The organism is Citrobacter sp. Cu231 (assembly GCF_030332265.1).
GTDB lineage: Bacteria > Pseudomonadota > Gammaproteobacteria > Enterobacterales > Enterobacteriaceae > Citrobacter > Citrobacter meridianamericanus.
On the sequence record NZ_JAOWIE010000036.1, the window covers coordinates 25,558 to 49,881 of the forward strand.

Here is a 24,324-nt window from a genome sequence, read left to right on the forward strand (position 1 = left end):
CTACGAATTAACCTGGTTATACCGCGGATGCACCACCGACGATCTCGGTGAGTTCCTGAGTAATGCTGGCCTGACGAGCTTTGTTGTATACCAACTGCAGCTCTTTAATCAGGCTGCCGCCATTGTCGGTCGCGGCTTTCATCGCCACCATACGTGCGGCCTGCTCGCTGGCCAGGTTTTCTACCACGCCCTGATAAACCTGAGACTCGACATAACGACGCAGCAGGGTATCCAGCAGCGCTTTCGGGTCCGGCTCATACAGGTAATCCCAGGATTTACGCTTCAACTCATCATCATCTGATGCCGGCAGAGGCAGCAGTTGCGTGATGGTTGGCGTCTGAGACATGGTGTTAATAAATTTGTTGCTGACAACGTACAGTCTGTCCAGGCGACCTTCATCGTAGGCCTGCAGCATCACTTTAACCGGACCGATCAGTTCCGACAGGGAAGGGTTATCTCCCATACCGGTTACCTGAGCAATCACATTACCGCCAACGGAATTAAAGAAAGACACGCCCTTAGAGCCGATCATTGCGATATCGCACTGAACGCCTTTATCGGACCATGTTTTCATATCCGCCAGCAGCTTTTTGAACAGGTTAATGTTCAAGCCACCGCACAGACCACGGTCGGTCGACACCACCAGGTAGCCCACGCGTTTAACGTCGCGTTCTTCCAGGTAAGGGTGCTTATATTCCAGATTACCATTCGCAAGGTGACCAATCACTTTGCGCATGGTCTCTGCATAAGGACGGCTGGCCGCCATGCGATCCTGCGATTTACGCATTTTGGAAGCGGCGACCATCTCCATCGCTTTAGTGATCTTCTGCGTGTTCTGGACGCTTGCGATCTTACTACGTATCTCTTTTGCGCCGGCCATGAGCTTCTCCTCAATGCCTTGCGGTCCGCCCTAAAGCAGACCGCCAGACGTTACCAGGACTGGGTTGCCTTGAAGGAATCGAGGATAGCTTTCAGCTTGCCTTCGATTTCATCGTTATAGCCACCGGACTGGTTGATCTCTTGCATCAGCGGAGCGTGGTCACGGTCAACATAAGCCAGCAGAGCGGCTTCGAAGCTACCGATTTTCGCCAGTTCCACATCTTCGAGGTAACCGCGTTCAGCCGCGAACAGCACCACACCCTGCTGTGCAACAGACATTGGGGCATACTGTTTCTGCTTCAGCAGTTCAGTTACTTTCTGACCGTGGCTCAGCTGCTTACGCGTAGCTTCATCCAGGTCGGAAGCGAACTGAGAAAACGCTGCCAGTTCACGATACTGCGCCAGTGCGGTACGAATACCACCGGACAGTTTCTTGATGATCTTGGTCTGCGCTGCGCCACCTACACGAGATACGGAAATACCCGGGTTAACTGCCGGACGAATACCGGAGTTAAACAGGTTAGTTTCCAGGAAGATCTGACCATCGGTAATGGAAATTACGTTGGTCGGAACGAACGCAGAAACGTCACCCGCCTGGGTTTCGATAATCGGCAGAGCGGTCAGGGAGCCGGTTTTACCCTTAACTTCACCATTGGTGAACTTCTCAACGTATTCCGCGTTAACGCGGGATGCGCGTTCCAGCAGACGGGAGTGGAGGTAAAATACGTCGCCCGGGAATGCTTCACGTCCTGGCGGACGACGGAGCAGCAGGGAAACCTGACGGTAAGCCACAGCCTGTTTAGACAGGTCATCGTAAACGATCAGCGCATCTTCGCCGCGGTCACGGAAGTATTCGCCCATTGCGCAACCGGCATATGGTGCCAGGTATTGCAGTGCAGCGGATTCAGACGCGGTCGCCACAACAACGATGGTGTTGGACAGTGCGCCGTGTTCTTCCAGTTTACGCACCACGTTAGAAATGGTAGACGCTTTCTGGCCGATAGCCACGTACACACATTTAATGCCGGAGTCACGTTGGTTGATGATGGCATCGATTGCCATTGCGGTTTTACCCGTCTGACGGTCACCGATGATCAGCTCACGCTGGCCACGACCGATTGGGATCATGGCATCAACCGATTTATAACCGGTCTGTACTGGCTGGTCGACGGACTGACGTTCGATTACGCCAGGTGCGATAACTTCGATTGGCGAGAAGCCATCGTTATCAACCGGACCTTTACCGTCAATCGGGGAACCCAGAGTGTTCACCACACGACCCAGCAGACCACGGCCAACCGGAACTTCCAGAATACGACCCGTACACTTAACCTTCATGCCTTCGGCGAGGTCAGCGTATGGACCCATCACAACTGCACCTACGGAGTCGCGCTCCAGGTTCAGTGCGATAGCGTAACGGTTACCCGGCAGGGAAATCATCTCACCCTGCATACAATCGGCCAGGCCGTGAATGCGGATAACACCGTCACTTACAGAAACAATAGTACCTTCGTTGTGAGCTTCGCTCACAACATTGAACTGAGCAATGCGCTGCTTGATCAGTTCGCTGATTTCGGTGGAATTCAGTTGCATGCTCCAGTCCCCTTAAGACTGCAAGACGTCTGCAAGGCGCTCAAGACGGCCGCGTACGCTGCCGTCAATGACCATATCACCCGCTTGGATGATTACGCCTGCCATTACAGACTTATCGATTTTGCAATTCAGCTTAACTTTGCGTGACAGACGTTTTTCCATCGCTGCACTAATCTTCGTAAGCTGTTCATCACTCAGTGCATTGGCAGAAGTGACTTCTACCTCAGAGATAGCCTCACTGGCTGCACGCAGGTGAATAAACTGCTCAAGAACATCCGGGAGCGCATTCAGACGGTTATTTTCAGCCATTACCTTAATCAGGTTTTGGCCGCTTTCGTCCAACTGCTCACCGCACACGGCGATAAACGACTCAGCGAGCGTTTCCGGCGCCAGCGCGCCAGAAAGAAGCTCTGCCATTTGTTCGTTTTTTGTCACCTCAGCGGCAAACGTCAGCATATCCTGCCAACGGTCAACGCTTTGGTGCTCAACGGCAAAGTCAAAAGCTGCTTTGGCGTAGGGGCGAGCTACCGTAATAAATTCAGACATCAGCCCCTCCCTCCTTACAGTTCAGCGACAAGTTTGTCCACGATGTCGCTATTAGCAGCTTCATCCACGGAACGTTCGATGATCTTCTCGGCGCCAGCAACAGCCAGGATAGCAACTTGCTTACGCAGCTCTTCGCGAGCACGTTTACGCTCGGCGTCAATTTCCGCCTGCGCCTGTGCCACGATTTTAGTACGTTCCTGCTCTGCTTCAGTTTTAGCTTCGTCCAGGATCTGAGCGCGGCGTTTGTTCGCCTGCTCGATGATTACCTGAGCTTCCGCCTTCGCTTTTTTCAGCTGGTCGGTCGCGCTGGCCTTTGCAAGGTCAAGATCCTTATGTGCTCGTTCTGCAGAAGCAAGGCCGTCAGCAATTTCTTTTTGACGTTTTTCGATGGCAGCCATTAACGGCGGCCATACGTACTTCATGCAGAACAGAACGAACAGGACAAACGCGATGGCCTGGCCGAGGATTGTTGCGTTAAGATTCACAGCACAATGCCTCTATCTAGTTAACGTTCTGATATTGCTCTTAATTCAAGCAACGCTTACTACGCGACAGCAAACATCACGTACAGACCCAGACCTACAGCGATCATTGGGATTGCATCCACCAGACCCATAACGATAAAGAACTGAGTACGCAGCAGAGGAATCAGATCCGGTTGACGCGCTGCGCCTTCCAGGAATTTACCCCCGAGGATGCCGATACCGATCGCAGCACCGATTGCCGCCAGACCCATCATCACAGCGGCAGCAATGTACAGCAGATCCATATTCAGGTTTTCCATGACAGTCTCCAGTTTGTTTCAGTTAAAACGTAGTAGTGTTGGTAAATTAATGCTCTTCAGATGCCATCGACAGATAGACAATCGTCAGAACCATAAATATGAAGGCTTGCAGCGTGATAATCAGTATGTGGAAAATGGCCCACGGCACATTCAGGATCCACTGTGACCACCACGGCAACAGACCAGCAATCAGAATGAAAATCAGCTCACCAGCGTACATGTTACCGAACAGTCGCAGACCAAGTGAGATTGGTTTGGACAGCAGGCTTACCCCTTCAAGGATTAAGTTGATAGGGATGAACGCCCAGTGATTGAACGGCTGCAGCGTCAACTCTTTCGCGAAGCCACCGATGCCTTTCATTTTGATGCTGTAGAACAGAATGAGGATAAATACGCCCAGCGCCATCGACAGGGTGATGTTCACGTCAGCAGACGGAACCACACGCAGAGCCGGCAGGCCAAAGATATGCTCACCGATGTACGGCAGCAGGTCGATAGGCAGTAAATCCATAAAGTTCATCAGGAATACCCAGACGAAAATCGTCAGGGCCAGCGGAGCAATCAGCTTGCTTTTGCCATGGTACATGTCTTTCACGCTACCATTCACAAAGCCGATTACCAGCTCAATCGCGGTCTGAAATTTACCTGGTACGCCGCTGGTCGCCTTTTTGGCCACGCTACGGAACATAAGCAGGAACAACAGACCCAGAACCACCGAGAAGAAAATGGAGTCAATATTGAGCGTCCAGAAGGTGGCTGGGGGGTTGTGCGGATCCACCAGCGAGAATGTACGTAGGTCCAACTGAAGGTTATTCAGATGGTGTCCTATGTAATCCTGCGGCGTCATATTTTCTGAAGCCATGATGCCTTTACCCTTTGTTGTTAATTACAGCCGGCGCCAGTATCTGAACCACCAGCACCAAAACCCACGTAACGATCAGCGGCATGAATACCGCTTTCAAAACAGCCAACGCCACCACCAGCAAAACCAGCATCGCTAACACCTTGAAGGCTTCGCCAAAAGCGAACGTCCAGGCTACTCGACCTTTAGCTGGTGTATGCGCCTGGTGACGCCAGGCAAATATCATAAACAACACATTAGGCAGTAACACTGCCAATCCACCGCACAACGCGGAGATGCCCCAGAAAGGGTCTTTGAGGCTAAACAGCAGTCCACTTGCTGTTACCGCCAGAAACTGTGTGAGCAAAAGCTTACGAGCAACGTTTCGACTCAAGAGCGACATAGACATCACGTTTTTACTCCTGCTCCCTTCGAGGTATGCCGCGTGTCGTATAAAACGTTCTTTATGGCTTAGAGTCAAGCATCAAAAAGCGGTCAAATTATACGGTGCGGCTTCTCGATTTCAAACAATAAGTAGCTAAAAAGTGAATAAATGTTTAAATATTTTTCGCTACCCCACATTTATCACTTTTATGCAAACTGTGAACGATCATGCAAAACTGCAAAAGCCGCGTAAATACTGGCTGCAAAGCGTGCACCAGATCACATATTAAGCATATTCGCCCCGACACTATTTATTTACTTGGCAAATGATGCCATTTCAACTTTCTGATATTTAAGCCTAAAATTCGTTACTGTTTTAAAAATAGCGAATAACAACAAAAAAACCACCCATTGACATTTATAATAAAAAATTAACACGAACGGTGATTCTTTGAATCTATTTTTAGCAGGCTGATATTTTCATAGCTGACTTGTTTCGCTTTTAACAAAAAACGCTACGTTATAGTTATGATGCAAAACCGTAAGACACTAGTGAAATGTAACGACATTTAACCACACTATTCCCTATGACTTTTAACACCTGAAGAGCCGTTTTTTTTCTATTTTTTTTGATAAAAATTAAATTTTGTTTGGTTTAATAACCACCAGATGACGTTCACCATCCAGTTGCGGAACGCGTAATTTTTCGACCGACTCGACGCTGAATTCTGCAGGCAACGAGGCTATTTCATCTTCAGGTAACTGCCCTTTTAGCGCATAAAAACGCCCATCCTGACCTGGTAAATGATGGCACCAGCTCACCATATCATTAAGTGACGCAAAAGCACGGCTAATCACCCCATCAAACGGCGGTTCTGAAGGGAATTCTTCAACGCGACTTTGCACAGGAGTGATGTTAGTAAGCGCAAGCTCATGCTGCACCTGACGCAAGAAACGAACGCGTTTTCCCAGACTATCCAGCAGTGTGAAATGCGCTTCAGGACGCACGATAGAGAGAGGGATCCCCGGTAGGCCCGGCCCAGTACCGACATCGATAAAACGCTCGCCCTTCAGGTACGGCGCGACGACAATGCTGTCCAGAATATGGCGCACCAGCATTTCGTTGGGATCCCGCACCGACGTCAGGTTGTACGCTTTGTTCCATTTATGCAGCATATCGACATACGCAATCAGCTGATTTTTCTGGTGATCGGTAAGAGAAATACCGGCATCAGCCAGCAGACGAGAGAGTTTGTTGAGCACGGTCGTTACCTGTAAATAATCTATTGCCCGACGCGCTGTCGCTTATCGGGCCGACAAATATGTAGGGCGGGCAAACGAAGCGCTCCCGCCAAAAAGTGATATCAAGCGCTGCGACGCAGCATACCTTGTTTTTTCAGCCATACCAGCAGAATGGAGATGGCGGCAGGTGTTACGCCGGAAATACGCGATGCCTGGCCGATCGATACCGGTTTGTGATCGTTCAGTTTGGCAATGACTTCATTCGACAAACCTGAGACCTGACGATAATCCAGCGTTGCAGGCAACAGGGTGTTCTCATTACGCTGTTGTCTTTCGATCTCTTCCTGCTGACGGGCGATATATCCTTCGTATTTCACCTGAATTTCAACTTGTTCCGCGGCCTGAGCATCGTTAAGCGCAGGTGCGAACGCAGATAAAGAGGTCAACTGGGCATAGGTCATATCCGGGCGACGCAGCAAATCTTCACCGCTGGCTTCACGTGACAAAGGCGTAGCCAGGTGAGCATTCACTTCTGCTACAGACTCCGCTAACGGGTTAACCCAGGTTGATTTGAGACGCTGGCGTTCTTGTTCGATGCGCTCCAGTTTCTCGTTGAAGCGAGCCCAGCGCTCATCGTCCACCAGTCCCAGCTCACGGCCAATTTCGGTCAGACGCAGATCGGCGTTATCTTCGCGTAGCATCAAACGGTATTCAGCGCGTGAGGTGAACATACGGTACGGTTCTTTCGTACCCAGCGTACACAGATCGTCCACCAGTACACCCAGATAAGCCTGATCGCGACGCGGTGCCCAGCCGTCTTTGTCAGCAGACAAGCGTGCGGCGTTCAGACCTGCCAGCATCCCTTGCGCGGCAGCTTCTTCATAACCAGTCGTACCGTTGATCTGACCAGCAAAGAACAGACCCTGGATGAATTTGCTTTCCAGAGTAGGTTTAAGGTCGCGCGGATCGAAGAAATCGTACTCAATAGCGTAGCCGGGACGAACGATTCTGGCATTTTCCATTCCCTGCATAGAACGGACAATTTGCATCTGCACATCGAACGGCAGGCTGGTGGAGATGCCATTCGGGTAAATTTCATTAGACGTCAGTCCCTCCGGCTCAAGGAAGATCTGATGCTGGTTACGATCGGCAAAGCGCATCACTTTGTCTTCGATCGACGGGCAATAACGTGGGCCGATACCTTCGATCACGCCTGCGTACATCGGGCTACGATCGAGGTTATTGCGGATCACGTCATGGGTTTTTTCATTGGTATGCGTGATGTAGCACGGCATCTGGCGCGGATGCTGAGAGGCATCGCCCAAAAACGAGAAGACCGGCATCGGGTTATCGCTGTTCTGCTGACCGAGTACGCTGAAATCAATCGTGCGCGCATCGATACGCGGCGGCGTACCGGTCTTCAGGCGGCTGACGCGCAGCGGCAGTTCACGCAGACGGCGTGACAGTGGAATAGACGGCGGATCGCCGGCACGGCCACCGCTGTAGTTATCCAGACCAATATGAATTTTGCCGTCAAGGAAAGTCCCCACGGTTAACACGACCGCTTTGGCACGGAACTTCAGACCCATTTGGGTCACTGCGCCCACAACACGATCGTTTTCAACAATCAGATCTTCAACCGCCTGTTGGAAGATCATCAGGTTGGGTTGATTCTCCAGTGCGGTACGTACAGCCTGGCGATAGAGCACACGATCGGCCTGAGCGCGAGTAGCTCGAACGGCAGGCCCTTTGCTGGCGTTTAGTATCCTAAACTGAATGCCTGCATGGTCGATCGCTTTTGCCATCAACCCACCAAGCGCATCCACTTCTTTTACCAGGTGTCCCTTCCCAATACCGCCGATCGCCGGGTTGCAGCTCATTTGCCCCAGAGTGTCGATATTGTGTGTCAAAAGCAGGGTCTGTTGGCCCATTCGCGCCGCGGCCATCGCGGCCTCAGTGCCTGCATGACCCCCGCCAATGATGATGACGTCAAAAGGATCCTGATAAAACATGGTAATTGCCTCGCATAACGCGGTGTGAAAATGGATTGAAGCCCGGGCCGTGGATTCTACTCAACTTTAGTCGATGGAGAAAGACCTGGGATCCTGGGTATTAAAAAGAAGATCTTTTTATTTAGAGATCTGTTTTATTGTGATCTCTTATTAGGATCGCGACTTTCTGTGGATAAGGGCGATCCTTTGAATAAGATCAACAGGTTGTTGAGGATCATTAGCTGTGAATGATCGGTGATCCTGGTCCGTATAAGCTGGGATCAGAATGAAGGGTTATACACAACTCAAAAACTGAACAACGGTTGTTCTTGGGATAACTACCGGTTGATCCAAGCTTTTAACCAGAGTTATCCACATAAAAAAGTACGATCTTTACAAATCTCTGAGCAATGGATGCCAGGATCCCAGCCAAATTTCAGCCGGATCTTCCGGAATTTCATGTTCCAGTACGTTGATCCTGAGCGTTTCGCCTACCTGTTTTGCCCCACAGGCTTTCAGTTCGGCTTCCAGCTTGTCGATTGCGCCGCAAAAAGTGTCATATTCACGACTGCCGATCCCGATTGCGCCAAAGTACACTTGTGACAAGTCCAGTTTCTGCTCGCGTAAGGCATCATATAAAGGCTGCAGGTTGTCAGGAATGTCTCCTGCTCCGTGTGTGGAGCTAATCATCAGCCAGATCCCGTCAGTCGGGACCTCTTCAGGCATTGGTCCATGCAGTATTTCGCTGGAAAAACCAGCGTCGTCCAGCTTTTCAGCCAGATGCTCTGCTACATATTCCGCACTGCCAAGCGTGCTGCCGCTGATAAGAGTGATGTCTGCCATTGATCGCCCACCTTTATAAAGAGGGCGTATTGTACGCTGTGAGCGAGCTGGGATCTACCTGTGGAAAAATGGGGGATTAAAAAAAACGATCATGGCTTGATGGTGCGCATGATCGGGTTCTGCAGGACGATCAGGGTTTCAGTGGACTGAATTTCATCAATTGTTTGGATCTTGTTGATAAGTACCTGCTGCAACGCATCGATCGATTTGCACATTACCTTAATAAAGATGCTGTAGTGCCCGGTGGTGTAATATGCTTCGGTCACTTCATCGAGGCTTTCCAGTCTGGCCAGCGCCGACGGATAGTCTTTCGCACTTTTCAGGATGATGCCGATAAAGCAGCCAACGTCATAGCCCAACTGTTTGGGACTGACATCAATTCGCGCGCCGGTAATGATCCCAGCCTGCTTCATCTTTTCTACACGAACGTGAATTGTCCCCGGGCTGACGCCGAACTGTTTGGCTAATTCAGCGTACGCGGTGCGGGCATTTTCCATCAGGGCGTCAAGAATGCCGCGGTCCAGATTGTCGATCTGATAATTTTCCATAGGTTTTTCTTATATAGATTAATGATTCATTCTATTTTAGCCGCTATTTTTAACGAATCAAAATCGAAGTCGGCTTTTTGTTTGTTGATTATTGAATATTACCTCCATTCTGTTGCTTAATCATAGGCAACAGGACACAGGAGTACACATAATGAAAACCGCTTACATTGCCAAACAACGTCAAATTAGCTTCGTAAAATCTCATTTTTCTCGTCAGCTGGAAGAGCGTTTAGGCCTGATTGAAGTTCAGGCACCGATCCTCAGCCGCGTAGGAGATGGCACGCAGGATAACTTGTCGGGCTGTGAAAAAGCGGTGCAGGTGAAGGTTAAAGCATTGCCGGACGCTCAATTCGAAGTGGTTCATTCCCTGGCGAAGTGGAAGCGTCAAACGTTAGGACAACATGACTTTAGCGCAGGCGAAGGGCTGTACACGCACATGAAAGCCCTGCGTCCCGATGAAGATCGCCTCTCCCCGCTGCACTCAGTGTATGTTGACCAGTGGGACTGGGAGCGCGTGATGGGCGACGGCGAGCGTCAATTTTCTACTCTGAAAAGCACGGTAGAGGCTATCTGGGCAGGAATTAAGGCTACCGAAGCTGCGGTTAGCAAAGAGTTTGGTCTGGCACCGTTCCTGCCAGAGCAGATCCACTTTGTTCATAGTCAGGAGCTGTTATCTCGTTATCCGGATCTTGATGCAAAAGGTCGTGAACGTGCGATCGCTAAAGAGTTGGGCGCGGTATTCCTGGTGGGGATCGGCGGCAAACTCAGTGATGGTCATCGCCATGATGTGCGTGCGCCAGATTATGATGACTGGAGTTCAGCGTCTGATCTGGGCCATGCCGGTTTGAACGGAGATATTCTGGTCTGGAACCCGGTACTGGAAGATGCGTTTGAGCTGTCTTCTATGGGGATTCGTGTGGATGCTGACGCTCTGAAACACCAGCTGTCTTTGACCGGTGATGAAGATCGCCTGAGTCTGGAATGGCACCAGGCGCTGCTGCGCGGTGAAATGCCGCAGACGATTGGTGGAGGGATTGGGCAGTCGCGTTTGACCATGCTGTTGCTACAATTACCGCACATTGGTCAGGTTCAGTGTGGCGTATGGCCGGCTCAGGTACGTGAAAGCGTCGCTTCTCTGCTGTAAGAATTAACGCCGCCAGCGTCTGAGCAGGCGACTTCGCATCCCGGTATCAAAGCGCCAGATATGATCGAAAATGCGCATGATGCCGGGTTTTCCGTGTGCTGACATCGCCACTGCATGAAAACGATGCTGGTGAACTCGCTGCAATTCACCCACTTTATTGACGACCTCATCGGGTAATCGCTGAGCGATAAAATCTGAGATCACCACCGCATCGGCATCAAACCATTCCCGACCCTGCATGCGCTCAATAATGGCGCGAAAACAGCTGGCGATATCTGTACCGCCGCGAAAGCGCTGACTTAAAAAACGGATCGCCTGTTCGATACCCTCCGGACCGGACAGCTCATAGCGCACCACTTCTGTTGAAAACAGCATAATGAAACAGCGCCGGTTATCGGCAAGAGCGACGCGCATTAGCGCCAGGCAAAAGGCTTTCGCACATTGCTCATTAAATCCGCCCATCGATCCCGAGGTATCGACGCAGACGATAAAAGGCCCGCGCGGCTGCTCGTCAAAATCCTGATGCACCACAGGCCGTTCCGTGACTTTTTCACGCCACGCTTCGCCGTGCAGGCGATAGGTCAGCAGTTGTTTTTCCACCAGCCGACGGTAGAACTCGTATTCCAGTTCGGTAATGCCCAGCGTCGCCAGTTCAGGCGGCAGCAGGCGCAGGATATCGTCGCTTTGCTGGATGCCATCCACTTGCTCCGGTACGGTTGCCGGTTCGCGCACCAGCGTACGGAAGGTTTCCATTGGCGCATCTTTACGCGGCACGGATTTCGCTTCTCTGGAACGACCTAATTGCTCAGCCAGACGCTGGAGTTCAGGTTGTTGCGTCAGAAATTCGCCGTATTTCACCATCAGCTGATAATCACCGCGCTTGATTTGACCAGCGCTCATATCCCACAACCGACCCGCGGCGTTGTCATTTTCTGCCAGGACGGGTTCCAGTTGCCCGCTGAGAGTCATCCGCTCCTGTACTTCGCTGAGCAAATGTTCACGCTCTTCTTCCAGCAATTGTTGATTCAGCGTGGTGGTTTGCACTACCAGACTCAGGCGCCAGCGCTGGAGAAAAAGCGTATGCAGGGCGGGCGTAAACGTGTTGTTGTCATCGACTAACTGCTGCGCTTGTCCGGCCCACGGTGAATGGAGGCGGTGCAATAACGACAATATTTGCGGTAGCTGGACGATAAACTGTGCATGAGAGAGGAGCTGACTTTGTTGATAACAAATGACCTCTTCCGCCAACTCCGGCGGCACATGGGTATCTTTGAGCCGACTACGCAAAGATTCACGCCAGCGCGGTATATCTTCAGCGATCGCTTTTTTGAGGCGCGGGAATTTTTTAAAAAAAACCACCATCTTCGGAGAAGCCAGCAGGGCGACGATCATCTCTTCGATCATCGCCTCTTCGCTGACTGCCAGCATGATGTTGAGCGTATCAAGGGTTAGCATTGTTGCGCCTGGCGGATTTGCATCCCGACATCCTGTAGACTGGCTTCTATGCGGCCTAACCAGTCATTATGAATAAACAGGCACTTTTGTTGTTCGCTAAATGCGCTGTGCTGCTGGTGCCACTCGTTATCAAGCGCTTCAAGCTCTTGTTTTATCTCTGCAGGCATACTTTCTTGTGATGAACTTGGCAGCGCCAGACGAGATCCTTGCAAACTGACGTCGCGTACGACCAGGTGTTGTGCGCTATCCACTTCCATGTTCAGCGTCTGAGCAAAACCGATCCCGTTTAATTTTCCGCGGATCTCACCGCCTTTGGTTAGCCACAGTTCCAGTGCGCTACGATCAAAAGCAATATGGATGACTTCCATATCATGCAGCTTCAGGGGCTTTTGCAGCAGTAATGTCAGGATTGAGGATGTGGCTTCCGGCGGTAAATCATAATGAGGACGACGGCTGAACATGCCGCCCTGACGGATCACCGTGAACGCAGTTTTATCGCTTTGCTGCTGCTGGAGCTGAATGCGACGTTGCACAATGCTGCCCAAACGCGTCAGCATAGCCTGCTGCTGCCAGGCGTGCCCGGTCATCAATATTTCCAGCTGCTGCTGCATCAGATTCAGGCTTTGTGCGTCGTACCACAGGCAATCTTTCAACAGGATGAGGTCAATAGGGACGACCGCATCACGTCCGCTAAAGAAGGCGCTGGCCTGGAGCAAGCGAATGGCTTTTTTCCAGCGACGATCGGACACGTAGGGGGCATTCGGTAGCGTGTCCAGCTGCTGACGTAGGGTGAAAATAAGCTCAAACACGCGATCGGGAAGCTTGATGGCGCCAATGTCTTTTTGCCACTGGTAATACTCTTCATCCGTCACCTGTAATGACGCCGGGACCGGGTTGTCGCTTTCATCTTGCTGACTTAGCAGCATTGAGCGGAAGTTGGCTTTGTCCTGAACTTTATCCAGCCACAGGCGTATCAGCATACGGTCATACAGCGCTTCCAGGCTGCTGTCTGCTTCTGGCAGTTCGTTGGAGGCTGCCACCAGCAGGCGCATCGGGATTTTCTCTTCATGCGCGCCGTTGCGGAAGTGGCGTTCGTTAATGGCGGTCAGCAGGGTGTTAAGAATCGCCGGGCCCGCCTTCCAGATTTCATCAAGAAAGACGATTTCAGCTTCAGGAAGATAGCCTGCCGTTAAGCGTTCATAGCGACCTTCGTCTTTAAGCGCCTGAATGGACAGTGGGCCGAAGACCTCTTCTGGCGTAGAGAAGCGCGTCATCAGGTATTCGAAAGCGCGCGCATTTTGAAAAGCAAACTTCAGTCGGCGGGCAATTAAGCTTTTCGCTATCCCGGGAGGGCCTAATAAGAAAACGCTCTCGCCGCTGAGTGCAGCCAGCAGACACAGACGAATGGCGTGGCTACGTTCATAAAGTCCCTTTTCCAGCGCATTGCTCAGACGGGAAATTCTTTCCGCTAATAAATGTGGGTGAGCCATAATGAAGTGGCGTCCTTTCGCCAAATGTACTGCGTGAACTGCGAGTATAGATGCTCCACACCTGTACATTAATAGACTGAAGGTGCGCTAAGTTTTCTTTGAGCCAGATTAATCTGGTCACATTTAGGGGTACGATTTTATGATTAATCGTGCATACTGTGCGCCTTTTTGTGGGCCAAGGGACGACGCACACATTTCTTATATATACACCAAATCAATCAATCTACACCAAGGTGGCAATGGAGTTTTCTCCTGGGATGGGGAAATAACGAATGCAGCCCAGACGGAGTGGCGTGAAAGATGAGGTGTATAAACGAAAGACGAGTCTATGAGCACTGATAATAAACAATCATTGTCTGCGATTACCCTTGCGGCCATTGGGGTTGTCTACGGTGATATTGGTACCAGCCCACTTTATACGCTTCGTGAATGTTTATCCGGCCAGTTTGGTTTTGGCGTTGAACGTGATGCAGTATTTGGCTTTCTCTCGCTGATTTTCTGGCTGTTGATCTTTGTTGTCTCTATTAAATACCTGACGTTTGTCATGCGCGCTGATAACGCCGGAGAAGGTGGGATCCTGACGCTGATGTCATTAGCCGGGCGCAATACCTCGGCGCGAACCACCTCCATGCTGGTGATTATGGGGTTGATTGGCGGCAGCTTCTTTTATGGAGAAGTGGTGATAACGCCTGCCATTTCGGTGATGTCGGCGATTGAAGGCCTGGAGATCATTGCCCCGCAACTGGATACCTGGATTGTTCCGCTCTCGATAATCGTACTGACCCTGCTGTTTTTGATTCAAAAACACGGTACCGGCATGGTCGGTAAGCTGTTTGCGCCGATTATGTTGCTGTGGTTCCTGACACTGGCGGTATTAGGCGTGCGAAGTATTATTGGCAATCCGGAAGTACTGCAGGCGCTAAATCCGTATTGGGCGGTGCATTTCTTTCTCGAATTCAAAACATTGTCCTTTATTGCGCTGGGGGCCGTGGTGTTGTCGATTACCGGTGTTGAAGCGCTGTATGCTGATATGGGCCACTTCGGTAAGTTGCCGATTCGTCTGGCCTGGTTCTCTGTCGTGTTGCCTTCGCTGGTACTGAACTATTTTGGTCAGGGGGCGTTACTGTTAAAGCATCCTGAGGCGATCAAAAACCCGTTCTTCCTGTTGGCGCCGGAGTGGGCGTTGATCCCGCTACTGATTCTCGCCGCGCTGGCGACGGTAATCGCTTCGCAGGCGGTTATCTCCGGCGTCTTCTCGCTGACGCGTCAGGCCGTACGTCTGGGATATTTATCGCCAATGCGTATTATCCATACCTCGGAAATGGAGTCGGGCCAGATCTACATTCCTTTCGTTAACTGGATGCTCTATTTTGCGGTGGTTATCGTGATTGTGAGCTTTGAACACTCCAGTAATCTGGCCGCGGCGTACGGGATTGCGGTAACGGGGACGATGGTACTGACGTCTATTCTGTCTACCACCGTGGCGCGTAAAAACTGGCACTGGAATAAATACTTTGTCTTCCTGATCCTGGTAGCGTTCTTATGCGTCGATGTTCCGCTGTTCTCCGCGAACCTCGATAAACTGATTTCCGGCGGTTGGCTGCCTCTGACGCTGGGTCTGGTGATGTTCACCATTATGACCACCTGGAAAAGCGAGCGTTTCCGTCTGCTGCGTCGCATGCATGAGCACGGCAACTCTCTGGAGGCGATGATTGCCTCGCTGGAGAAATCCCCACCAGTACGCGTGCCGGGAACGGCGGTATATATGTCCCGTGCGTTGAACGTCATCCCGTTTGCGCTTTTGCATAACCTAAAGCATAACAAGGTGTTGCACGAACGCGTGATTCTGCTGACGCTGCGTACTGAAGATGCACCCTATGTACACAACGTGCGTAGGGTGCAGATTGAGCAGTTATCGCCAACTTTCTGGCGCGTAGTGGCCAGCTACGGTTGGCGTGAAACGCCGAACGTCGAGGAAGTGTTCCATCGCTGTGGTCTGGAAGGCTTAAGTTGTCGGATGATGGAAACCTCCTTCTTCATGTCGCACGAGTCGTTGATTGTTGGTAAGCGACCATGGTATTTGCGCCTGCGCGGCAAGTTGTATCTGCTGTTGCAGCGCAATGCGCTGCGTGCGCCAGACCAGTTTGAAATCCCACCAAACCGGGTTATCGAGCTCGGTACGCAGGTCGAGATTTAATCTCATGGACGCCCTCTTTCATCGCGAAAGGGGGCGTTTTGTTTTGTTCCTCCCAGTTTTCATTTCATCGAATGATAATCCTTGCGAAACGTTTCGATGGTGATCACATTTTCGTAACGTCGCGGTGGTTTTCTGTCCACTCTTCGAACTACACTTATTTTCAGCGAAACGTTTCGCTAGTGGGGAAAGAAAATGAAGAAAGGCACGGTACTCAACTCTGAAATTTCATCGGTGATCTCTCGTCTGGGGCATACCGATACGCTGGTGGTGTGTGATGCAGGTTTACCCATCCCTAACAACACAACGCGTATTGATATGGCATTAACTCAGGGCGTACCTTCTTTTATGCAGGTATTGGATGTGGTTACTCGTGAAATGCAGGTCGAGGCGGCCATTCTCGCGTCGGAAATTAAACAACATAATCCGCAACTCCACGAAACGTTGCTCAGTCACATTGAGCAACTGCAACAACACCAGGGAAACACCATAGAAATTCGTTACACCACGCATGAACAATTCAAAAAACAAACCGCAGACAGTCAGGCGGTAATTCGCAGCGGAGAATGTTCTCCGTATGCGAATATCATTCTCTGTGCTGGCGTCACGTTCTGAGGCCATCATGAACGCATTACTGCAACTCAAAGGGATCGATAAAGCGTTCCCGGGCGTAAAAGCGCTATCCGGCGCCGCGCTGAATGTCTATCCAGGCCGCGTAATGGCGCTGGTGGGCGAAAACGGCGCGGGCAAATCCACCATGATGAAGGTGCTGACCGGAATCTATACCCGTGATGCCGGTTCCTTATTGTGGCTGGGGAAAGAGACCACTTTTAACGGCCCAAAATCTTCCCAGGAAGCCGGAATCGGTATTATCCACCAGGAGCTGAACCTGATCCCGCAACTCACTATCGCCGAGAATATTTTTCTCGGTCGCGAGTTTGTGAATCGCTTTGGCAAAATAGACTGGAAGAAGATGTACGCCGAAGCCGATCTGCTGCTCGCCAAACTGAATCTGCGCTTTAAAAGCGACAGACTGGTCGGTGAGCTGTCGATTGGCGATCAGCAGATGGTCGAAATTGCTAAAGTGCTGAGCTTTGAATCGAAGGTCATCATTATGGATGAACCGACGGATGCCCTCACCGATACTGAAACCGAATCCCTGTTCCGCGTCATTCGCGAACTGAAATCCCAGGGACGCGGCATTGTCTATATTTCTCACCGCATGAAAGAGATCTTCGAGATTTGCGACGACGTAACCGTCTTCCGCGACGGGCAGTTTATTGCCGAGCGTGAAGTCGCATCGCTTACCGAAGACTCGCTGATTGAAATGATGGTGGGACGTAAGTTGGAAGATCAGTACCCGCGTCTGGAAAAAGCGCCGGGTGATATTCGCCTGAAGGTCGATAATCTGTGCGGTCCTGGCGTAAATGATGTGTCATTCACGCTGCGTAAAGGTGAGATCCTTGGCGTATCGGGGCTGATGGGGGCTGGGCGTACCGAGCTGATGAAGGTGTTGTACGGCGCATTGCCGCGTACCAGCGGCTACGTCACGCTTGATGGCCATGAAGTTGTCACCCGTTCGCCGCAGGATGGACTGGCTAACGGCATCGTCTATATTTCTGAAGACCGTAAACGCGATGGTTTAGTGCTCGGCATGTCGGTGAAAGAGAACATGTCACTGACCGCACTGCGTTATTTTAGTCGCGCAGGTGGAAGCCTTAAACATAAAGACGAGCAGCAGGCTGTAGGGGATTTTATTCGCCTGTTCAATGTTAAAACGCCATCGATGGAACAGGCTATCGGCCTGCTCTCCGGCGGTAACCAGCAGAAAGTAGCGATTGCACGCGGTCTGATGACCCGTCCAAAAGTTCTGATCCTCGATGAGCCGACGCGCGGCGTCGACGTTGGGGCGAAAAAAGAAATCTATCAGCTTATCAACCAGTTTAAGGCTGATGGGTTGAGTATCATTCTGGTCTCTTCTGAGATGCCAGAAGTATTGGGCATGAGCGATCGAATTATCGTTATGCATGAAGGGCATCTCGGCGGTGAATTCACTCGCGAGCAGGCCACTCAGGAAGTATTAATGGCTGCCGCTGTGGGCAAGCTTAATCGCGTGAATCAGGAGTAAAAAAGATGACTACCCAGGCTGTTTCTGGTCGCCGTTATTTCACTAAAGCATGGCTTCTGGAGCAAAAGTCGCTCATCGCTCTGTTAGTGCTGATCGCGATTGTTTCCACCATGAGCCCTAACTTTTTTACCGTTAATAACCTGTTCAACATTCTCCAGCAAACGTCGGTGAATGCCATTATGGCCGTCGGGATGACGTTGGTTATCCTGACGTCGGGTATCGATCTGTCCGTCGGTTCCTTGCTGGCGCTGACCGGTGCGGTTGCGGCTTCGATTGTAGGGATTGAAGTCAATGCGCTGGTGGCTGTTGCTGCGGCTCTGGCGCTTGGCGCTGCCATTGGCGCGGTAACCGGGGTGATTGTCGCGAAAGGCCGCGTGCAGGCCTTTATTGCGACTCTGGTGATGATGTTGCTGCTGCGCGGTGTGACCATGGTTTACACCAACGGCAGCCCGGTAAACACCGGGTTTACTGATAATGCCGATCTGTTTGGTTGGTTCGGGATTGGGCGTCCATTAGGCGTTCCTACGCCAGTGTGGATCATGGGGATTGTCTTCCTCGCAGCGTGGTACATGTTGCACCACACGCGTCTGGGTCGTTATATCTATGCACTGGGTGGTAACGAAGCGGCAACGCGTCTGTCCGGAATCAGCGTCAGTAAAATCAAAATTATCGTTTACTCACTGTGCGGTCTGCTGGCATCGCTGGCGGGTATCATTGAAGTCGCGCGCCTCTCCTCTGCGCAACCGACGGCAGGTACAGGCTATGAGCTGGATGCTATCGCTGCGGTGGTATTAGGCGGTACCAGCCTCGCGGGTGGTAAAGGACGAATTGTTGGGACGCTGATCGGCGCATTGATTCTTGGTTTCCTCAATAATGGTTTGAATTTGTTAGGTGTATCCTCCTATTACCAGATGATCGTCAAAGCGGTGGTGATTTTGCTGGCGGTACTGGTAGACAACAAAAAGCAGTAACAACGATTACAGGACATCTTAAATATGAACATGAAAAAACTGGCTACCCTGGTTTCTGCTGTTGCGCTGAGCGCCACCGTGAGCGCGAATGCGATGGCGAAAGATACCATTGCGCTGGTGGTCTCCACCCTCAACAACCCGTTCTTTGTCTCTCTGAAGGATGGGGCGCAAAAAGAGGCAGATAAGCTGGGCTACAACCTGGTGATTCTGGACTCGCAAAACAACCCGGCGAAAGAGCTGGCTAACGTTCAGGATTTAACGGTTCGCGGGACCAAAATTCTGCTGATCAACCCGACTGACTCCGATGCAGTGGGTAACGCCGTGAAGATGGCGAACCAGGCGAAAATTCCGGTTATCACCCTTGACCGCGTAGCGTCTAAAGGCGAAGTGGTAAGCCATATTGCATCTGATAACGTGCTGGGCGGCAAAATTGCGGGTGATTACATCGCGAAGAAAGCAGGTGAAGGCGCGAAAGTTATCGAACTACAGGGTATTGCCGGTACTTCTGCGGCGCGTGAGCGTGGCGAAGGTTTCCAGCAGGCCGTTGCGGCGCACAAGTTTAACGTCCTGGCCAGCCAGCCGGCAGACTTCGACCGTACTAAAGGTCTGAACGTCATGCAGAACCTGCTGACCGCGCATCCAGACGTGCAGGCCGTATTTGCTCAGAACGATGAAATGGCGCTGGGTGCGTTGCGCGCGCTGCAAACGGCGGGTAAATCTGATGTGATGGTGGTTGGATTTGACGGCACTCCAGATGGCGAAAAAGCAGTAAATGATGGCAAACTGGCTGCGACCATTGCTCAGCTGCCGGATCAAATCGGCGCGAAAGGCGTTGAGACTGCGGATAAAGTCCTGAAAGGCGAGAAGGTTCAGGCTAAATATCCGGTTGACCTGAAGCTGGTCATCAAGCAGTAATACCGATTCAGGTCGCTCGCGACCTGATGGAGACATAAATACGCCATCCATGGATCTTGTTCTGAGGATGAAAGCGTAAAAAGAAAAGCAGGGCACGCGCCACCCTAACCCGGTGGCGCACTTTGACTTGGAACACCAAATATGAAAACCGCAGGCAACCTCGTTGTTCTTGGCAGTATCAATGCCGATCACATCCTCAACCTTAACTCTTTCCCAACACCGGGTGAAACCGTAACCGGTAGCCATTATCAGGTGGCATTTGGCGGTAAAGGCGCGAATCAGGCTGTTGCTGCGGGTCGGAGTGGCGCGAATATCGCATTTATTGCCTGTACGGGCGATGATGATATTGGCGAAAGTGTTCGTAAACAGTTAGCCAAAGATAATATCGATATTGCTCCGATTAGCGTAATTTCGGGGGAATCGACCGGTGTGGCGTTGATTTTTGTGAATGGTGAAGGCGAGAATGTCATTGGCATTCATGCTGGTGCGAACGCAGCACTTTCGCCCGCACTGGTGGAAGCGCAGCATGAGCGTATTGCGCAGGCGTCCGCTTTGCTGATGCAGTTAGAGTCTCCGATCGAAAGCGTACTGGCTGCGGCAAAGATTGCCCATCAGAATAAGACTCTGGTCGCCCTTAACCCAGCTCCGGCACGTGAACTTTCTGACGAGCTGCTGGCGCTGGTGGATATTATTACCCCGAATGAAACCGAGGCTGAAAAGCTGACGGGGATCCGGGTTGAAAATGATAAAGATGCGGCCAAAGCGGCGCAGGCATTGCACGCGAAGGGGATCCATACTGTATTGATTACCTTAGGGAGTCGCGGTGTGTGGGCCAGCGTAAACGGTGAAGGTCAGCGAGTACCGGGTTTTAAAGTTGATGCTGTGGATACCATCGCCGCCGGGGATACCTTTAACGGCGCGTTAATTACAGCGTTACTGGAAGAGACTCCGCTGCCTGAAGCGATCCGTTTTGCGCATGCGGCTGCGGCGATTGCGGTCACCCGTAAAGGCGCTCAGCCTTCCGTTCCATGGCGCGAAGAAATAGAAGCGTTTTTAAGTCAGCAGAGGTAACGCTTGGCTACAATGAAGGACGTCGCCCGCCTGGCGGGAGTTTCCACATCGACGGTTTCTCACGTCATTAATAAAGATCGCTTTGTCAGTGAGCCTGTTACTGACAAAGTTGAAGCGGCGATTAAAGAACTTAACTACGCACCCTCTGCACTGGCGCGTAGTCTCAAGTTAAACCAGACCCGCACTATTGGCATGTTAATTACTGCCAGTACCAATCCCTTCTATTCCGAACTCGTACGCGGCGTTGAACGTAGCTGTTTTGAACGCGGTTATAGCCTGGTGCTGTGTAATACCGAAGGTGATGAACAGCGCATGAACCGTAATCTGGAAACGTTGATGCAAAAACGGGTGGACGGCTTGCTGTTGCTCTGCACGGAAACACATCAACCTTCCAGGGAGATAATGCAACGCTATCCTTCTATACCGACCGTCATGATGGACTGGTCGCCTTTTGATGGTGAAAGCGATCTGATTCAGGATAATTCCTTGTTGGGCGGAGATTTAGCCACTCAACATCTGATTGAAAAAGGGTTTACGCGCATTGCCTGCATCACCGGGCCGCTGGATAAAACCCCGGCGCGTTTACGTCTGGAAGGATATCGTGAAGCAATGAAGCGGGCGGGTTTGCTTGTTCCTGAAGGTTACGAGATTACCGGTGACTTTGAGTTCGGCGGCGGCTTTGAGGCTATGCAGACGTTGCTGTCGCATAAACTGCGACCGCAGGCCGTTTTTACCGGCAATGATGCCATGGCGGTCGGCGCGTATCAGGCTCTGTACCAGTCAGGATTACGCATTCCGCAGGATATGGCGGTGGTGGGATATGATGATATTGAGCTGGCGCGCTATATGACGCCGCCGCTGACGACTATCCATCAACCAAAAGATGAATTGGGCGAACTGGCCATCGATGTATTAATTCATCGAATGGCGCAGCCCGCATTGCAGCAACAGCGCTTGCAGCTTACTCCTGTTTTGATGGAGCGGGGGTCGGTTTAGGCTTATGTCGCTCTTTAATCAGGTTACGTCCATCTTTGGCTTTTAGCAGCATGAACATCAGCGCGGACACTACCGTGATAGCGCCCATCGTCATAAAGGTGTAGTGGAACTGCTCGACCGTATTCGTTCCTTCCATACCTTCATAGATACGCAGAACGGCGGCGCTGATGGCGACCCCTAAACTGATTGATAACTGCTGCGTAACGGCCAGCACGCTGTTGCCGCTGCTGGCGTTTTCATCGGTCAGATCCGCCAGAGTGATGGTATTCATTGAGGTAAACTGAGTGGACATCGCCATACCTAAAATGAACAACGGCAGAATTAGCATCCAGACCGGCATGGCGGGAGATTGCAATGCGAACTGCGCAATCATCAGACCAATAAATACTGTAACACCCACCAATGTTGTCCTGTAACCGAGTCGGCGCAGCACTTGAGTCACCATCGATTTCGCCAGTATTGAACCCAGCGCTGTTGGCGCCATCATGCAACCGGCTATCAGTGCCGGATATCCAAAGCCTACCTGCAACATCAGCGGCATTAAGAAAGGTACGCACCCTGTACCCAGACGTGTGGCAAGGTTTCCGGCGATCCCGACGGAAAAGGTTCGGGTCTTAAAAATAGGTAGCGATATCAGCGGCGTTGGATGACGGCGTGCGTGTCGAATGTAGGCGAGTAGTAACAAAACGCTGGCAAGAATAATGCTGAGCGCTATCCAGGTTGCGACCAGCTTCTCACCGAACAGCTCAACTCCACTGGAAAACAGCACCAGGCTCAAACCAAACAGAAAAAAACCGGTCATATCAAAGCCACGGCGTGGTGTGGTGAAGTTCGGCATATATTTGCGTGCATAGAAGATACCGGCAACGCCAATTGGAATATTAATCAGGAAGATCCAGTGCCAACTGGCCCACGTGACCAAAACCCCGCCTAAAACCGGGCCTAAAATCGGCCCCACAAGTCCTGGCATGGTTACGAAGTTAAGTACAGGAAGTAGTTCACTGCGAGGGTAAGCGCGCAATAATGCCAGACGGGCAACTGGCATCATCATGGCACCGCCGATACCCTGAATAACGCGAAAAATCACCAGTTCGCTTAGGGTGCTGGACAGCGCGCAGGCCAACGATCCCAGCGTAAACAGGCTAACTGCTATCATAAAGACGCGCCGGGTGCCGAACCTGTCTGCCAACCAGCCACTCACTGGGATCAGCATTGCCACCGTCAGGGTATAACTGATGATGGCCGATTGCATGGCAAGTGGGGAGCGGTTGAGGCTGTGTGCGATTGCGGGTAACGCAGTATTTAGGATAGTGGCGTCTAATGCCTGCATAAAAAAGGCCATGGCAGCTATCCACGGTAGTCCGGCCATACTGCGTGATTTCTTTTCTGACATATTATTTATCCGGTAGCACGTTCGGTGCCATCAGCAATGCCTGACAGGCAGTGAAAGCGCGATCCCCATTGCTATCATCTATCGCATCGACAATGGCCTGGTGCAAATCCAGCTTAACCACATCGTTATATGTAATAGAAGTAAAGTAGGTTTGGTAAACAGAATGGAACAGTGATGCAAAGGAGATAAGGAACGGATTAGCACTCATTTCATAGATGTGTTCATGCCAGGCGATATCAACCTCAATCCAGCGCTCACGTCTGAAGTTTCTTTTCAACTCAACCATCTCTTCCATCAGCGTGTTGAGATGCGCTTTCTGTTCTGCCGTGCCGATAGTTGCCGCCAGTAAACATGCCTGAGGCTCCAGGCTGATACGCATTACCAGAAAATGTTTAATGACCTGTGGGAAGTTATCTTCCGTCATCCACCAGGTGAGCAGTTCCTGGTCGAGGAAGTTCCAGTTTGCCTGCGGCATGACGCGTGTACCAATACGCGGGCGCGGTAATACCATACCCTTTGCCGTTAACGTTTTTACCGCTTCTCTTACTGCGGTACGACTTACGCCAAACTGATCGCCCAGCTCTATTTCACCAGGCAGTATCGCGCCTGGTGCATATTCACCTTTTAGTATTCGCTGAGCCAGCTTTTCGGCCAAAACGTAGGACAGGTTTTTCTGTGCGGCTAGCTGTTGGGCATTTAACGGCATGAATGTTCTTCCTTACTCTTTTTCTTATTCATTAGTATGCCACCAGGAACTGTGATTGCGGCTGCAAAAACGGCAATTTGCTTATTTTATGGCATGTTAATGGTGATTTTGGTGAAAAAATACGCGTTCAGAAAGTTATTTTAAATTTCCCCTTGTCAGCCTGAAATAACTCCCTATAATGCGCCTCCACTGACACGGAACAACGGATTA

The 24,324-nt window shown here is 51.2% G+C and carries 23 protein-coding genes; 8 read left to right on the forward strand and 15 right to left on the reverse strand.

Translation table 11 applies throughout. The features are described 5' to 3' along the window. Positions 1-16: 16 nt before the first annotated feature. The 11 genes from atpG to asnC all read right to left on the reverse strand — a co-directional run bounded on the left by atpG (position 17) and on the right by asnC (position 9,651). Positions 17-880, reverse strand: a complete 864-nt coding sequence (atpG, locus tag OGY15_RS13105; protein WP_003023804.1) for a F0F1 ATP synthase subunit gamma — start codon at positions 878-880, stop codon at positions 17-19. Positions 881-930: 50 nt separating this feature from the next. Then, the gene (atpA, locus tag OGY15_RS13110) at positions 931-2,472 is read right to left on the reverse strand and encodes a F0F1 ATP synthase subunit alpha (protein ID WP_003023802.1); all 1,542 of its coding nucleotides are present in this window, start codon (positions 2,470-2,472) and stop codon (positions 931-933) included. A gap of 12 nt (positions 2,473-2,484) precedes the next feature. Continuing rightward, entirely contained in the window at positions 2,485-3,018 is a 534-nt protein-coding gene (gene atpH / locus OGY15_RS13115) for a F0F1 ATP synthase subunit delta (RefSeq protein WP_286539522.1), read from the reverse strand. A gap of 14 nt (positions 3,019-3,032) precedes the next feature. Further along, positions 3,033-3,503 carry a F0F1 ATP synthase subunit B gene (atpF, locus tag OGY15_RS13120; RefSeq protein ID WP_003827022.1) on the reverse strand — a complete coding sequence of 157 codons (471 nt, stop codon included), beginning with the start codon at positions 3,501-3,503 and terminating at the stop codon, positions 3,033-3,035. Between the two features lie 59 nt (positions 3,504-3,562). Next, a complete protein-coding gene (gene atpE / locus OGY15_RS13125) occupies positions 3,563-3,802 on the reverse strand; it encodes a F0F1 ATP synthase subunit C (protein ID WP_003023794.1) in 240 nt (79 codons plus the stop codon). A gap of 46 nt (positions 3,803-3,848) precedes the next feature. Beyond that, positions 3,849-4,664 (reverse strand): F0F1 ATP synthase subunit A, encoded by an 816-nt coding sequence (gene atpB, locus OGY15_RS13130; protein ID WP_151217179.1) that lies wholly within the window; start codon positions 4,662-4,664, stop codon positions 3,849-3,851. Between the two features lie 7 nt (positions 4,665-4,671). Next, complete coding sequence (gene atpI / locus OGY15_RS13135; protein ID WP_151217181.1) at positions 4,672-5,052, reverse strand: F0F1 ATP synthase subunit I; 381 nt, start codon at positions 5,050-5,052, stop codon at positions 4,672-4,674. A gap of 614 nt (positions 5,053-5,666) precedes the next feature. Further along, entirely contained in the window at positions 5,667-6,290 is a 624-nt protein-coding gene (rsmG, locus tag OGY15_RS13140; RefSeq protein WP_151217183.1) for a 16S rRNA (guanine(527)-N(7))-methyltransferase RsmG, read from the reverse strand. Positions 6,291-6,391: 101 nt separating this feature from the next. Continuing rightward, a complete protein-coding gene (mnmG, locus tag OGY15_RS13145; protein ID WP_286539526.1) occupies positions 6,392-8,281 on the reverse strand; it encodes a tRNA uridine-5-carboxymethylaminomethyl(34) synthesis enzyme MnmG in 1,890 nt (629 codons plus the stop codon). Positions 8,282-8,653: 372 nt separating this feature from the next. Further along, complete coding sequence (gene mioC, locus OGY15_RS13150) at positions 8,654-9,103, reverse strand: FMN-binding protein MioC (protein ID WP_151224050.1); 450 nt, start codon at positions 9,101-9,103, stop codon at positions 8,654-8,656. A gap of 89 nt (positions 9,104-9,192) precedes the next feature. Beyond that, positions 9,193-9,651 (reverse strand): transcriptional regulator AsnC, encoded by a 459-nt coding sequence (gene asnC / locus OGY15_RS13155; protein ID WP_003023780.1) that lies wholly within the window; start codon positions 9,649-9,651, stop codon positions 9,193-9,195. A gap of 151 nt (positions 9,652-9,802) precedes the next feature. Here asnC and asnA point away from each other — a divergent pair, with 151 nt between their 5' ends. Next, positions 9,803-10,795, forward strand: coding sequence for an aspartate--ammonia ligase (gene asnA, locus OGY15_RS13160; protein WP_151217189.1), 993 nt, complete (start codon positions 9,803-9,805; stop codon positions 10,793-10,795). Between the two features lie 3 nt (positions 10,796-10,798). On the opposite strand, the gene viaA is transcribed toward asnA, so the two are convergent. After that, a complete protein-coding gene (gene viaA / locus OGY15_RS13165) occupies positions 10,799-12,250 on the reverse strand; it encodes an ATPase RavA stimulator ViaA (protein ID WP_187259930.1) in 1,452 nt (483 codons plus the stop codon). After that, positions 12,244-13,740: an ATPase RavA gene (ravA, locus tag OGY15_RS13170; protein WP_286539530.1), complete on the reverse strand. Its 1,497-nt coding sequence runs from the start codon at positions 13,738-13,740 to the stop codon at positions 12,244-12,246. Before ravA ends, viaA begins: the two co-directional genes overlap by 7 nt. 328 nt (positions 13,741-14,068) lie before the next feature. Between ravA and kup the strand changes: the two genes are divergently transcribed. From kup to rbsR, 7 genes are all read left to right on the forward strand, one after another. Further along, positions 14,069-15,937 carry a low affinity potassium transporter Kup gene (kup, locus tag OGY15_RS13175; protein WP_151217194.1) on the forward strand — a complete coding sequence of 623 codons (1,869 nt, stop codon included), beginning with the start codon at positions 14,069-14,071 and terminating at the stop codon, positions 15,935-15,937. Positions 15,938-16,129: 192 nt separating this feature from the next. Further along, positions 16,130-16,549 carry a D-ribose pyranase gene (gene rbsD, locus OGY15_RS13180; protein ID WP_151217196.1) on the forward strand — a complete coding sequence of 140 codons (420 nt, stop codon included), beginning with the start codon at positions 16,130-16,132 and terminating at the stop codon, positions 16,547-16,549. Positions 16,550-16,556: 7 nt separating this feature from the next. Continuing rightward, positions 16,557-18,062, forward strand: coding sequence for a ribose ABC transporter ATP-binding protein RbsA (rbsA, locus tag OGY15_RS13185; RefSeq protein WP_003023764.1), 1,506 nt, complete (start codon positions 16,557-16,559; stop codon positions 18,060-18,062). A 5-nt stretch (positions 18,063-18,067) separates the two neighbouring features. Continuing rightward, the gene (gene rbsC, locus OGY15_RS13190; RefSeq protein ID WP_003023762.1) at positions 18,068-19,033 is read left to right on the forward strand and encodes a ribose ABC transporter permease; all 966 of its coding nucleotides are present in this window, start codon (positions 18,068-18,070) and stop codon (positions 19,031-19,033) included. A gap of 24 nt (positions 19,034-19,057) precedes the next feature. Beyond that, the gene (rbsB, locus tag OGY15_RS13195) at positions 19,058-19,948 is read left to right on the forward strand and encodes a ribose ABC transporter substrate-binding protein RbsB (RefSeq protein WP_003023760.1); all 891 of its coding nucleotides are present in this window, start codon (positions 19,058-19,060) and stop codon (positions 19,946-19,948) included. A 141-nt stretch (positions 19,949-20,089) separates the two neighbouring features. Further along, positions 20,090-21,019 carry a ribokinase gene (gene rbsK, locus OGY15_RS13200; protein ID WP_151217198.1) on the forward strand — a complete coding sequence of 310 codons (930 nt, stop codon included), beginning with the start codon at positions 20,090-20,092 and terminating at the stop codon, positions 21,017-21,019. A 3-nt stretch (positions 21,020-21,022) separates the two neighbouring features. Next, positions 21,023-22,015 (forward strand): ribose operon transcriptional repressor RbsR, encoded by a 993-nt coding sequence (gene rbsR / locus OGY15_RS13205; protein WP_151217200.1) that lies wholly within the window; start codon positions 21,023-21,025, stop codon positions 22,013-22,015. Here rbsR and mdtD read toward each other — a convergent pair. Both mdtD and OGY15_RS13215 read right to left on the reverse strand, forming a co-directional pair. After that, complete coding sequence (gene mdtD, locus OGY15_RS13210) at positions 21,981-23,408, reverse strand: multidrug transporter subunit MdtD (RefSeq protein WP_286539534.1); 1,428 nt, start codon at positions 23,406-23,408, stop codon at positions 21,981-21,983. The two genes, rbsR and mdtD, sit on opposite strands and share 35 nt — an antisense overlap. A 1-nt stretch (position 23,409) precedes the next feature. Further along, positions 23,410-24,114: a FadR/GntR family transcriptional regulator gene (locus OGY15_RS13215; protein WP_151217203.1), complete on the reverse strand. Its 705-nt coding sequence runs from the start codon at positions 24,112-24,114 to the stop codon at positions 23,410-23,412. Between the last annotated feature and the right edge of the window lie 210 nt (positions 24,115-24,324).